At 72.1% G+C, this 12,753-nt stretch carries 7 protein-coding genes; 2 read left to right on the top strand and 5 right to left on the bottom strand.

The window, feature by feature from the left end; all coding sequences use genetic code 11:
- Positions 1 to 60: 60 nt before the first annotated feature.
- A complete protein-coding gene (locus Plo01_RS18410) occupies positions 61 to 1,209 on the bottom strand; it encodes a hypothetical protein (RefSeq protein ID WP_203891856.1) in 1,149 nt (382 codons plus the stop codon).
- A gap of 134 nt (positions 1,210 to 1,343) precedes the next feature.
- On the opposite strand from Plo01_RS18410, the gene Plo01_RS18405 reads away from it, so the two are divergent.
- A complete protein-coding gene (locus Plo01_RS18405) occupies positions 1,344 to 2,210 on the top strand; it encodes an alpha/beta fold hydrolase (RefSeq protein WP_203891855.1) in 867 nt (288 codons plus the stop codon).
- Positions 2,211 to 2,328: 118 nt separating this feature from the next.
- Here the strand turns inward: Plo01_RS18405 and fxsT are convergent, their stop codons facing one another.
- From fxsT to Plo01_RS18385, 4 genes are all read right to left on the bottom strand, one after another.
- On the bottom strand, positions 2,329 to 6,222 hold the full coding sequence (gene fxsT, locus Plo01_RS18400; RefSeq protein WP_203891854.1) for an FxSxx-COOH system tetratricopeptide repeat protein: 3,894 nt from the start codon (positions 6,220 to 6,222) through the stop codon (positions 2,329 to 2,331).
- A gap of 2 nt (positions 6,223 to 6,224) precedes the next feature.
- On the bottom strand, positions 6,225 to 7,454 hold the full coding sequence (locus Plo01_RS18395) for a TIR-like protein FxsC (protein ID WP_203891853.1): 1,230 nt from the start codon (positions 7,452 to 7,454) through the stop codon (positions 6,225 to 6,227).
- 106 nt (positions 7,455 to 7,560) lie between these two features.
- On the bottom strand, positions 7,561 to 10,038 hold the full coding sequence (locus tag Plo01_RS18390; protein WP_203891852.1) for an FxsB family cyclophane-forming radical SAM/SPASM peptide maturase: 2,478 nt from the start codon (positions 10,036 to 10,038) through the stop codon (positions 7,561 to 7,563).
- A gap of 21 nt (positions 10,039 to 10,059) precedes the next feature.
- Positions 10,060 to 10,233: an FxSxx-COOH-like cyclophane-containing RiPP peptide gene (locus Plo01_RS18385; RefSeq protein WP_203891851.1), complete on the bottom strand. Its 174-nt coding sequence runs from the start codon at positions 10,231 to 10,233 to the stop codon at positions 10,060 to 10,062.
- Between the two features lie 479 nt (positions 10,234 to 10,712).
- Here Plo01_RS18385 and Plo01_RS18380 point away from each other — a divergent pair, with 479 nt between their 5' ends.
- A complete protein-coding gene (locus Plo01_RS18380; protein ID WP_203891850.1) occupies positions 10,713 to 12,746 on the top strand; it encodes a thioredoxin domain-containing protein in 2,034 nt (677 codons plus the stop codon).
- Positions 12,747 to 12,753 lie beyond the last annotated feature (7 nt).

The following is a 12,753-nucleotide window of genomic DNA, read 5'->3' as shown; positions in this document are numbered from 1 at the left end:
CCACTGTGACGCCCCTGCCCCGCTGACGCCCCTGCCCCGCTGACCGCCCCGCGGCGCGGCTCAGGCCGGCGACGACCAGGCCCGCTCCAGGGCCCGGGGCAGCCCCCAGTGACCCAGCGGGGTCAGGATCTCGCTCTTGTCCACGATCCCCAGTGAGGCCCAGAGCGGCGTCACCGAACCGAACAGCATCTCGGCGGCCTCCAGGTCGTCCGGGTCGTCCAGGTCGACGTCGATGTCGTCGGACTCGGCGATCAACCGGGCGATCCGCTCCGGCGAGGCCAGCACCCCCGGGCCGCGCCGCGCCAGAGCGGCGACCACCGCCAGCCAGTCCGCGTGGTGGATGGCGCACAGCGCGGCCAGCACCGAGTCCTCGTGACTGAGCTCGCTCTCCAGATCGGAGAACACCTCCGGCGTGTCGTCCTCCTCCGACAGGTCGGAGACCGGCCCGGCGATGCCCGCCACGACGGACAGCCAGAGATCCTCGTCGTCCTCGGGCAGCGGCTGCCCCTCGTATCCGGCGCACGCCCGCAGCACGTTCCCGGGGTATCCGGGCGCGACCAGCACCTCGCGCAGCCGCGCGCACGCGGCGCGCAGCTCCGCGGCGGGCCGCGCGGGCTCGGGCAGCTCCGCCAGGATGCGCCGCAGCTCGGCGAGGGCGTAGGCCTCCTCCTCGTCCCAGGCGGCGAACATCTCCTCGTCCTGCTCGTCGCTCACCACCGTCCTGGGGACCCGGCCGTCGGGGAGCGGGCTGCCGAGCCAGCGCTCCTGCAGCTCCTCGTAGGCGCCGCGGGCGCCGCCCTCCCGGCGCACGAGGGCGTCCGGGTCGATCTCGCCTGCGACGACCCGCTCCTCCAGGTAGGCGACCAGCCGGCTGTACATCTCCGCGGCGACCGGCCCCCGTTCGTCCTCCTCGGGCCAGACGAAGAAGCTCCGGGTCAGCAGCAGCGGCTCGGTCCCGGTCGACTCCAGCCACCACTGCACGTCGCCCACCGTCGCGTTCCCCGACTCGATCGCGCTGAGCGTCGCCTTGGCGGACTCCCAGAAGGTCACCGACAACGGGTTGCCCGCCGCCAGCATGGCGCGCCGGAGATCGGGGAGGGCCACCAGGGCGACCCCCGAGGGCACCGCGAGAAGGGCGCGCGCCACATCGCGCCGAGTCAGCTCGGCGGCCGGCCGGCCGGAGTGCGTGCAGACGAAGTCGAGATCCACGCTCCGTGAGCCTACGCCTCCCCCGGGGCCCGCGGGAGATGGCGGACGCCGCCGCCACCCGATGGGTCAACTCCGGGTACGGAAATCCACAAAACGGGAAATATCTTCAGGGTCGGATGACGGGGAGGTCGACCTTGACGGCACTGGTGCGGACGCCGGACGGAAGGGTGCTCGCGGTCGAGGAGAGTGGGGTGCCGGACGGGAAACCGATCTTCCTGCTGCACGGCACGCCCGGCAGCCGGATCGGGCCGTCGCCGCGCCCCACGGTCCTCTACCGCATGGGGATCCGGTTGATCACCTATGACCGGCCGGGGTACGGGCTCTCCGACCGGCTCATGGGCAGGAGCGTCGCCGACGTGGCGGCCGACGTGGCGACGGTGGCCGACGCCCTCGGGATCGAGCGCTTCGCGGTGACCGGCCGCTCGGGCGGCGCGCCGCACGCGCTGGCCTGCGCGGCCCTGCTGCCGGAGCGGATCACCCGGCTGGCCGCGCTGGTCCCGCTGGCCCCGCGCGGCGCCGAGGGACTCGACTGGTTCGAGGGGATGTCACGGTCGAACGTGATCGAGTACACCGCGGCGGCCCGGGGCGCGGGCGCGCTCACCGTGCTGCTGGCCGGTGTCGCCGACCGGGTCAGGGCCGACCCGACCCAGCTGGTCCCGGCGCTCGACGCCGAGCTTCCCGAACCCGACCGGCACGTCGTCGCCGACTTCGGCATCCGGCGGATGCTGGCCATGAACTTCGCCGAGGCGCTCCGGCAGTCCGCGGGCGGCTGGGTGGACGACGCGGTCGCCTTCAGCGGTCCGTGGGGCTTCGACCCGGCCGCCATCTCCGTGCCGACCCTGCTCTGGCACGGGGACGAGGACGTCTTCTCCCCCGTCGGTCACGCCCGCTGGCTGGGGCAGCGGATCCCGGACGCCACGGTGATCATCCAGGAGGGCGCCGCGCACTTCGGCTCGCTTTACGTTCTTCCCGACATCCTGACCTGGCTCGCCGACGGGTGACCCGCCGCCGCGACCGACGCCGACGGGTGACCGGCCGCCACGGCCGACGCCGGCGGATGACCGGCCGCCGCCGCGGACGCCGCCCCGTTCCGGCCGGAGCGGGGCGGCGTCCGGGCCGTCAGAACGGCTGCGGTTCGAGGTCGCGGTTGATCCGCCGCCACTGCCGCAGGTGGGCCAGGGTGGGATGGTCCTCGCCCAGCACGCGGGCCTTGACGGACAGCACCCGGTCCCGGAGCCGCTCGGCCTGCGCCGTACGGTCCGACGTGTGCAGCGTGACCGACAGGTTGGCCTCGCACGCGAGCGTGTCCGGATGCTCGGGGCCGAGCGTGTCGCGCAGCGCGTCGAGCGTGCGGCGCTCCAGCGCCTCGGCCTCCGCCCGCCGCCCCTCGTCGGCCATGCAGTTGGCCAGGTTGATCGCCGCGGACAGGGTGAAGGGATGGGTGTCGCCGAGCCGGTCGATCAGGCCCCGCAGCACCTCCTCGGCCTGCCCCGCCGCCCGGCTCGCCTCCCCGGTGCCGCGCAGGTAGATCGCCAGGTTGTTCCGGGCGATCAGGGTGCCGGGGTGGGTCTCGCCGAGGCTCTCCCAGTAGATGCGCACGATGGCCGCGGCGCGGTCGCGGGCCCCCTCCTTGTCGTCCAGGGCCGACTCGCAGCAGGCCAGCTCGAGGGTGGCGGCGAGCGCGTCGGGGGTGCCGGGGTAGCGCAGCCGGTAGCGCTCCTCGGTGTCCTTGGCCAGCTGCCACGCCTCGTTCTGCTCGCCCGCCCGGCGCAGGGAGACCGCCAGGCTCTTGGCCGTCCTGAGGGTGTCGACGAAGTTCTCCCCCAGGGTCTCCCTGTAGTGCTGGAGCGTGCTCTTGAGGATCTCCACCGACTCGCGGTAGTTCCCCAGCTCGCGCAGGTCCCGGGCGAGCTGGGAGGCGGAGTAGAGCGTGTAGGGGTGGGTGGGGCCGAGCACCCGGTCACGCCGCCGGAAGGTCTCCTCGTCCAGCTCGCGGGCGTTGCGGCTGTCTCCGACGAGCCGGTAGGACAGCGCCAGGTTGTGCCCGGCCGCGAGGGTGCGCGGGTGGTCCTCGCCGTACAGCGTCTTCCACCGGTCGAAGGTCACCTTGTCCATCTCCAGCGACCTGGTGTAGTTGCCCAGGCCGCGCAGATCCGCCGCGAGGCCTCCGGCGGTCATGAGCGCGTGCGGGTGCCGCTCGCCGACCACCCTGCGCTGCATGTCCCTGACCCACTCGTCCAGGTCGTGGGCCTCCTGGTACTTGCCCTGGGAGCGCTTGACGTTGGCCACGTTGAACAGCAGGTGCAGGCGCTGGCGGTCCTCCAGGCCGAACTTCTCCTCCCAGTAGCCGGCCAGGAGGTCGCCCAGCGTGAGCGCGCTGTCGAAGTCGCCCCGCTTCCACAGATAGCGCACCCGGTCGGTGAGGAGCTGCCGCGTCTCCTCCTCCACGCACTCGGTCGCGCGGGACGGCTGCAGGTGCTGCCAGATGAGGTCGTAGCGGGTCCAGTTCTCCGGGTCGTCCACCTCGCCCTGGCGCGGCCTGGCGCCCACCAGGATCACGTGCACCTCGTGGCAGGCCTTCTCCTGCTCCTCCGCCGACATCTGGCTGCGGATGACGGACTGCACCAGCCGGTGCACCTGGATGGTGTTGTTCCCCTGGTCCACCCGGGCCAGCGCGAACCTGCCGATCTCCTGGATCACCTGGCCGAGCACGAGCTTCTCCCGCAGCGAGTCGTCGTACGGCAGAAGCGAGCGGATCATCTCGTCGCTGTAGAGCAGGGACATCGAGATCGGCTCGGGGGCGAAGAAGGCGCACAGCTGCAGCAGCCGCACCGCCGCGGGCGAGTTCTCCCGGAGCTTGCTCAGCGACAGGTTCCAGGTGACGGCCACGGGGTGGGGGTAGTCGGCCGGCTGCTTCATCGACAACACCCGGACCCGGGCGGTCTCCGACTCCAGCTGCTCCACGAACGTGGCCGCGGGCATGCCGGTCTCGGCGAGCCACGCCGCGGCCTGCTCCACCGCGATCGGCAGGTGGCCCAGGGCCGCGGCCACCTGCAGCGCGTCCTCGGCCGCCAGACCGGGGACCCGGCGGCTCAGGTGCTCCAGGCTCTCCTCCCGGCTGAAGACGTCGACCTCCAGGGGCGCGGCCACGCTCGACCAGGCCTGGTTCCGGGAGGTGATCACCACGTGACCGGTGCCGCCGGGGAAGAAGTCCCGCAGCTCGTCGGGGTCGCCGGCGTTGTCGAAGATCAGCAGCCAGCGGGAGTGCGGGGCCCCCAGCCGCAGCGCCTCCCGCACCGCCCCCACGACCTCGGCGATGTTCTCCCCGACCCGGATGTCGAGTTCGCGGGCCAGTTCCTCGAAGGAGGAGTTGATCCGCTCGCGGTTCTCGGAGGGCACCCACCAGACCAGGTCGTAGTCGGCCTTGAAGCGGTGGGCGTACTCCAGGGCGACCTGCGTCTTGCCCACGCCGCCCAGGCCGTACAGCGCCTGCGGCAGCACCACCGCCGTGCTGCCGCCCGTCAGGTGCCGGCGGAGGGTCTCCAGCACGATGCCGCGCCCGGTGAAGGCGGCGTTGCGGGTGGAGACGTTCCACACCCTCGGCTCGCTGCCCGGGAAGCGCGCGCCCACGGCGGACAGGTCCGCCGCCGAGACCTCCTCGATCCTGCCGAAGGCCTTCAGCAGGGTCTCGGCCGCCTGGCGTTCACCGAGTCTGGTCAGGTCGGTCAGCGCCCGGTCCCCGAACGGCGGCGGGAAGCGGGACTCCGAGACCCGTGCCGGGATCAGCTCGCCCCGGCCCGCCGCCTCCGCGGCCGTCGTCTGCGCCCACCTGTCCAGCGCCCGGGGAGCGCGCACGTAGGCGTCGGAGAGCACCACCAGGGTCCTGGGCGCGTCCGCCTCGGCGTCCGCGGTCTCGTCCACGTCGACGCCGCGCAGCATGACCCGGTAGCCCTGGCGGTCGAGCACCGCCGCGAGCCAGTCCGCCCACATCCGGTCCTCGTGCGCGTAGCTGACGTGCACGTCGGTCTGGAGCGCGGGGTGCCGCCGGACGAACAGCTCCAGGTGCCGGAGCCGTACGGCCTCCTCCATGCGCGGGAACGCGGAGACCTCGCCATTGGTGATCGCCGCGGTGAGCCGCTCGAAGGCGGCCAGCAGCGAGCCCGGCCGGGCCGCGTCGTCGCCGAAGGTCGCGAGGATCTCCTCGAAGGCGTAGAAGGGCGTGTAGGGGATCTCGACCGCGCCCCAGTACTCGTCCGACTCCTCGGCCGTCATGCCCTTGGGGAAGCCGTCGAACTTGCGGCGCGCCAGGGCCCGCCCGACGTCGCACCGCTCCTTCTCGCCCATGTCGATGCGCATGGGGACGGGCAGGATCCTGATGTTGCGGTCGCGGTAGCGCTCGCTGATGTCCCTGGCCATCTGCGAGGCGCCGTCGATGCCCTGGTTGGCCAGGGTGAAGCAGTCGACCAGGACGTCGGGCATCTGGACCGTGCAGATCCCCGCGATGTCGCTGGTCCCGGTGCGGCTGTCGATGAGGACGTAGTCGTAGCAGGCCTTCATGTCGGCGCGCAGCGCGTCGAGGAACTGGCCGCCGCCCTGCCGGTCGTAGAAGTTGTCCCAGTTGAACCCGGACACCGGCGAGGAGTAGTCGCGGTTGGCCCGGCCGGGCGAGAGGTAGTCGAGACTGCCGCCGTCGGGGAACTCCCAGTCGAGGGAGATCGCGTGCTTCTCCGCCTTGGCGTACTCCTTGTGCCAGTCGCCGGGGCGGGGCTCGTTGCGCATCGCGGCCCACTGGTAGTCCGCGATCAGGTCGATGACGCCCGCGGTGGTGGCGACGACCCCCGGCGCGAGGAACGGGTTGAAGAACTTGTGCAGACCGGGGGACTCCAGGTCCCAGTCCACCACGAGCACCCTCTTGCCCGCGCTGGCGAGGATCCACGCGGTGTTGGCCAGCGCCATGGTGCGCCCGGTGCCACCCTTGTACGAGTAGAAGGTGATGACCTGTCCTTCGCTCATGGTCACTCCTCGGGCCTGGTCAGCTTCGGGCGATCGATCTTGTCCCCCTCGGGCGGGTAGGCGGGAGCGCGGTTGAGATAGCGCTGCTCCGCCCTGCGTAAGACGTCCGGGAGCATGCCCCTGAAGTCGTCGAACGTGGAGACGTACGGCTTGGCCTCCGGCTCGGCGAGCTTGTTGCCCAGGGCCGCCCGGAGATGGCCCATGAGCGGTTCCTGGTGCTCGGTCGTCTCGGGATCGTCCCGGTTCCAGGGGACCATGACCGTCACCCAGGGCCGGCCCGTCCGGTCCACCGAGCGCAGCACCCGCTTGCACGCCTCCTCGCGCGTCGACCACGGGTCCACCAGCACCACCCCGGGCGCGTGGGAGTCGTCGGCGGCGAGCATCTCGGCGTGCTCGTCCAGGGAGCCGACCTCCGGCAGGAACCCGCGCGACCGCGCCACCTCGGCGACGCACGCGGCCAGCGGCCTCGGCTCGTCGCCGGTCCGGTAGGGGTCCCACTGGGACGGCGTCTCCCCGTAGTAGAAGGGGTTGCGGCCCGGCGGCAGGGTCGCGTGGTCGGGGGCCACGACCGTCACCGTGAGCGGCCGTTCCGGCGTGATGTCGGCGAAGACGCTCCGGGCCTCGGTGAAGTTGGGGACGTCCGCCCTCGGCATCGGGGTGTTCTCCGCCACCTCGATGATCCGCCGTCCGAGCTCGTGGACGGCGTTCTGGTAGTGGTCCCGGTACTTCTTGAGCTTCATGATCCCGTAGAAGCCCTTCTCGGCGTAGTGCCTGCCGAGATCGGCGTGGTTGAACTGGATGTCCCGCGCCACCTGCGGCATCCATTCCAGCCGGACCGGCGTCCAGAGCGCCGGCACGATGGCCTCGGGCATCACTCCGCCGGCCGCGATGTGGTCGCTGGCCCGGTTCACGAAGGAGGCCCACTCCTTGCCGCACGCCTCGCTCTCGAAATACCGGGGCGAGTAGAGGGGGACGAAGACCCGGCAGGTGGAGAGCTGTTCGGATAGGGCGCGCGGCCAGTTCTCACCCGTCCGCAATCCCCGGTCCATGTATCCCGCCGCGCCGGCGGGCAGGCCGGTGTGGTGCATGATGTAGTCGCAGAGCGCGCGGAAAAGCTTCTCGACCCATTGGTTCGGATCGCCGGAGTCCGGCCCGTCATGCGGCGGGACATGAGCATAACTGAAGAAAAAATACGGCCCCGGAGAACTCCCCGCAGGGTACGGCGCAGCCATCCGCCTCCTCCCGTATGCAAGACACTATAGAAACGCGGCATTTATTGGAAAAGTGCCAGATCCGCGTTTTCCATGTTTCCTGCGAGAAGGGGGAGACCTCCGGAGGCTACGGGGTCTCCGGGAGCGAGGAGGCGGCCGTCCACCTCTCCCTGTGGTCGCGCGCGGAACGGGCCGCGACCTCCAGGGCCTCCGCCGGGACCGGCTCGTCCAGCCACGGGGTGACCGCCTGCCGCATCCGCTCCACGAACCGCGCGCCCAGCGGGGTCAGCGCGCCGGACGAGGCGAGCGTCTCGACGGCCTCGGCCGTGTCCCGCCGCCAGCGGGCGAACTGCGCCTGCGCCGGATCGGGCTCGGAGTGCCTGCGGGCCCGCCAGAAGCCGGTGACCGCGATGTGCGCGTAGGCGCCCTGGAGCAGGCCCTCCAGCGGCCGGGGATCGTCCCGCCAGGGCGCGTAGAACAGCCGGGTGTCCTTCTCGTCGTAGAGATCGAGGATGTCCAGGACGGCGCCCATCTTGACGTGCTGGAACTCATGGATCATGAGGAGCGCGAGCGTGGCGGGACCGTCGGGCAGCGCCGCGGCGACCGCGCCGAAGGCGTGCCGCGCGGTCGAGCTGACCTCCCGGCCCTCGGGCGCCGGGGTGAGCGGCATCAGCGTGGTGAGCCCGGCGCGCAGTCCCGGGGCGTATTCGGGGTGATCGGACTCGATCAGCGCCCAGGCGCCCTCGAACGCCCGCTGCCAGGCGGCGGCCTCTTCGGCGGTGAGGCGGCCGGCGGCGGGCCACTGGTGGCAGTCCCGGAACGGGTCGGTGTCCTCCAGCGCGACGGAGAAGCCGCCGGCCGAGAGCCGCCGGACGGGGTGCCAGCCCCGCTGACCGTCGCGGTGGCCGCCGTCCGGGGTGATCGTGCCGAGGGCTCCGTGCCCGGGCAGCCGGAAGGAGCCGCCCGCCGTCTCCAGCCGCGCCGTACGGCGGGAGCCCGGCGCCGCGCCGCCCGGGTCCACGGCCAGGACGCCGAGCGTGGGCAGGTGCACCGAGCCGCCGAGCACCTGCACGTCGAGCGAGGCGGTGACGCCCGCGCGGATCGCGGCGGCCGCGGCGATGTTGGCCAGGTGGCCCGCGTGTCCCCTGTCCCGCAGGCACTCGGTGGCCCAGACCCGCACGTAGGGATGGGCGAGCACGGAGTCGACCGCGCCGGGATGCGTGCCGTCCAGCGTGGCGATCAGCTCCCACGCCGCCCGGATGTCGTGGCCGGGGTCCTCACCGGCGGCCCGGCCGGCGGTGGCGGCCGGGCCCGGGACCGGATGGGCAGCCGCGTCCGAGACCGGGTCGGCGGCCGTGCTCACGGCCCTGTTGACCGCCGCCAGCAGCGCCCGCCGCAGGCTGCGCTGCGACTCGGCCAGGTGGAAGACCTCGTGCCGCCCGCCCAGCCCGGAGGCCAGCGTGTCGACGGCCGAGGCGGGCACGGTGTGCGTCGGGGTGGACATCCTCTTCCTGCCGCGGACGTGGGTGATGAGCTTGAACAGGTCGGCGGAGAACACGCTGGGGTTGGCGAACCCCGAGCCGCTCCGGTAGCGGTGGGCGTAGAGCCCGCCCCCGCAGCTGTCCACGACCGGGCACGCGCGGCACTCGTCGCAGAGCCCGCCGAGACCCTGCTGGCGGGCGAGGATGCCGGTGTGCCGGGCGACCTCGTCGAGGGTGTGGCGCAGCACGTGCAGACCGGTCTCGGGCGCCCCCTCGAAGGCCGTCTTCAGCGAGTCGGCCTGCTCGTAGCTCCCGTCGGTCTCGATGACGACCAGGTCGGACGGTTGCAGGCCGAGCGACTCGGTGAGGCTCGACCCGCCGCCGAGCGTGCTGATGATCGACTCGAACATCCTGACCGGCGGGGCGCCGCCCTCGGCCGCCCAGGTCTCGAAGATCGCGATCAGCCAGTCGGCGTAGGCGGTGGGCGTCGGGCGCGGCGGCGGATCGTCCCAGGTGGCGTGCGGGAGCAGGAAGTCGATGCGGGGCGGGTCGAGATCGGCGAGCGCGCGGTAGACCGCGATCGGATCGTTCGCCACGTCGATCGTGCACAGCAGCCCGGCGTACAGCTCGGGCCGGGAGCGCAGCAACCGCACGGCGCGGACGACCGGGTCGTAACTGCTGCGGCCGTCGGCGAAGCGCCGGTGCCTGTCGTTGGCGGCCCGGTCGCCGTCGAGCGAGACGCCGACCTTGACGCCGTACTCGGCGAACACGTCGCAGAAACGCTCGTCGAGCAGGACGCCGTTGGTGTGGATGCGCAGGTCGAGTGTGCAGAGCCCGTCGAGCCGGGTCCGGAGCTCGGCCGCGGTCCGGGCGAGCCGGTCGCGCCCGGCCAGCAGCGGCTCGCCGCCGTGCATGACCACGTGCACGGCGTCGAGGCCGTGCTCCTTGACGTGTTCGGCGATGCGCAGGGCGGCCCACGAGACGGTCTCGTCGGAGATCACCTTGGGCCTGCCGCGCCAGCTCTGGTCGGCGTGCTCGTAGACGTAGCAGTGGTCACACGCGAGGTCGCACCGGCTGTGGACCTTGAGGACGAACTGCCGGAAAGGCACGAAGGGCCCGCTCACGACGGCGGCCCTCCCCGCACGTCAGATCGACGAGTTGAAAGCGGCCACCGGAACGCGCCGGACACCCGACGCGTCGGGGAGGAGCCGGCGCACGATGTCGTCGAACTCCGCTTCACGGACGAGCGAGAGCGGCACATCACGCAGATCCCTGACGCCCGATGCGATCTCGGTCTGCTTCTCATCCGTCGCGTTCATATCCTCAAACCGCTCTATAGGGCCTACCAGGCACGGCAGGAGCCTGGGCCGGGGGATGCAAAGAAAGTCAGAACTCAAGCGAATTCTAACGCGCCAAAGGTACCTCCCTCCGCGAGCCGCAGGCGGGAAGACAGTGAAACATTACACACCCGTTATAGGAAGCTAGCTAACTGGTGAGATTAAAGAGCAGTTCGTCCTTTTTGTGATTTTTTGTGATCATAGTGCCTCGCTGATGAGATAAACGACGTGGACAAGAGACGGAGCACGTTTTACCGAATCCACCGGCTCCCGGCCCCGGGAACGTCCCATGGGCCGCCCGTCCCGCTCCCGCCCGCCGGGCCGTGCTCGATCCACCGGACCGCCCCCTGATTTAGTGGAACGGCGCCATCCGGGAAAGACTCATCCGGGAAAGAGTTCAGGACACGGCCCTCGGCGCCCGCGCCACGAGAGCACACGCACCACGCACCCAGGAGCGTTCGATGAACAGGCTCAAGGACGCCACGAGTCCCTACCTGCTGCAGCACGCCGACAACCCGGTCCACTGGTTCGAGTGGGGCCAGGACGCCTTCGACGAGGCCCGGCGGCGGGATGTGCCGCTGCTGATCAGTGTTGGTTATTCGGCCTGCCACTGGTGCCATGTCATGGCGCACGAGTCCTTCGAGGACGAGGGCACGGCCGCGCTGATGAACGAGCACTTCGTCAACGTGAAGGTGGACCGCGAGGAGCGGCCGGACGTCGACGCCGTCTACATGAACGCCACCCAGGCGATGACGGGTCACGGCGGGTGGCCGATGACCGTCTTCGCCACCCCGGACGGCCTGCCCTTCTACACCGGCACCTACTTCCCCCGGCCCCACTTCCAGCGCCTGCTGACCGGGGTGTCCAACGCCTGGAACGGTGATCGCGAGGCCGTCCTCACCCAGAGCGGGAAGATCGTCGAAGCGCTGAGCGGGCACGCGGCGTTCCCGGCGGGCCCGCTGCCCACCCCGGAGGTCCTCACCGCGGCGGTGCGGAACCTCGCCGTCTCCTTCGACCACGACCGCGGCGGGTTCGGCGACGCGCCCAAGTTCCCGCCCTCGATGGTCCTGGAGTTCCTGCTGCGGTACGGCGCCGCCGCCGGAGCCGCGGGGGCCCCCGAGACCGAGACGGCGCTCTCGATGGCCGGGCGGACGCTGGAGACCATGGCCCGGGGAGGCATCTACGACCAGCTCGCCGGCGGGTTCGCCCGCTACAGCGTGGACGCCGGGTGGATCGTGCCGCACTTCGAGAAGATGCTCTACGACAACGCGCTGCTGCTGCGGGTCTACACGCACTGGTGGCGCTCCACCGGCTCGGCCCTGGCCCGACGGGTGGCGCTGGAGACCGCCTCCTTCCTGCTGGAGGAGATGCGCACCCCGGAGGGCGGCTTCGCCTCGGCGCTCGACGCCGACAGCGAGGGCGTCGAGGGCAAGTTCTACGTCTGGACCGTGGACGAGCTCCAGGAGCTCCTCGGCGAGGAGGACGGCGACTGGGCCGCCGGGGTGTTCGAGGTCACGGGGGTCGGGACGTTCGAGCACGGCGCCTCGGTGCTCCAGCTGCTGTCCGACCCGGACGACCCCGCGCGGTTCGAGCGGGTCCGCGCCGCCCTGCTGTCGGCCCGATCCCGCCGGGTGCGGCCCGGCCGCGACGACAAGGTGGTCGCCGCCTGGAACGGCCTGGCCATCGCCGCCCTCGCCGAGACCGGCGCCCTGTTCGACCGGCCCGACCTGGTGGAGGCGGCGCGGGCGGCGGCCGTCCTGCTGGACGAGCTGCACATCCGGGACGCGGACGCGGAGGGCGCCGGGGTCTCCGGTGGCATCCGGCTGCTGCGCACCTCGCGCGACGGGCGGGCCGGGAGCAACGCCGGCGTCCTGGAGGACTACGCCGACCTGGCCGAGGGACTGCTCGCCCTGTACGGGGTGACCGGGGAGACACGCTGGTTCGAGCGCGCCGGGCAGCTGCTGGAGACCGTGCTCACCCGCTTCCCCGACGGCTCCGGCGGGTTCTTCGACACCGCCGACGACGCCGAACGCCTCTTCCAGCGCCCGCAGGACCCCACCGACAACGCCACCCCCTCCGGCCAGTTCGCCGCCGCCGGGGCGCTGATGTCCTACGCCGCGCTGACCGGGTCGGCCCGGCACCGGGAGGCGGCGGAGGCCGCCCTGGGCACGGTGAGCGTCCTGGCCTCCCGGCACGCCCGGTTCGCCGGGTGGGGGCTGGCCGTGGCGCAGGCGGCCGTCTCGGGTCCGGTCGAGGTGGCCGTGGTCGGCCCCCGTGACGACGCCGCCACCGCCGCACTGCACCGGGCCGCCCTGTCGTCCGCCGTCCCCGGCCTGGTCGTCGCACTCGGCGAGCCCGGCTCGTCCGGCGTCCCCCTGCTGGAGGGACGCGGCCTGGTGGACGGCTCCCCGGCCGCGTACGTCTGCCGGAACTTCGCCTGCAGGCTGCCCGTGACCACCCCGGCCGCCCTGGAGGAGGAACTGCGCCGGTCTTGACGGACCC

The sequence above is a fragment of the Planobispora longispora genome (genome assembly GCF_016863135.1).
Classification (GTDB): Bacteria; Actinomycetota; Actinomycetes; order Streptosporangiales; family Streptosporangiaceae; genus Planobispora; species Planobispora longispora.
This window is presented reverse-complemented; position numbering and strand designations above follow the sequence as displayed.

Coding starts and splice junctions, on each gene's coding strand:
- Plo01_RS18385 (WP_203891851.1), bottom strand. CDS start 10,233: ATGAACGCGACGGATGAGAAGCAGACCGAGATCGCATCGGGCGTCAGG.
- Plo01_RS18380 (WP_203891850.1), top strand. CDS start 10,713: ATGAACAGGCTCAAGGACGCCACGAGTCCCTACCTGCTGCAGCACGCC.
- fxsT (WP_203891854.1), bottom strand. CDS start 6,222: ATGAGCGAAGGACAGGTCATCACCTTCTACTCGTACAAGGGTGGCACC.
- Plo01_RS18395 (WP_203891853.1), bottom strand. CDS start 7,454: ATGGCTGCGCCGTACCCTGCGGGGAGTTCTCCGGGGCCGTATTTTTTC.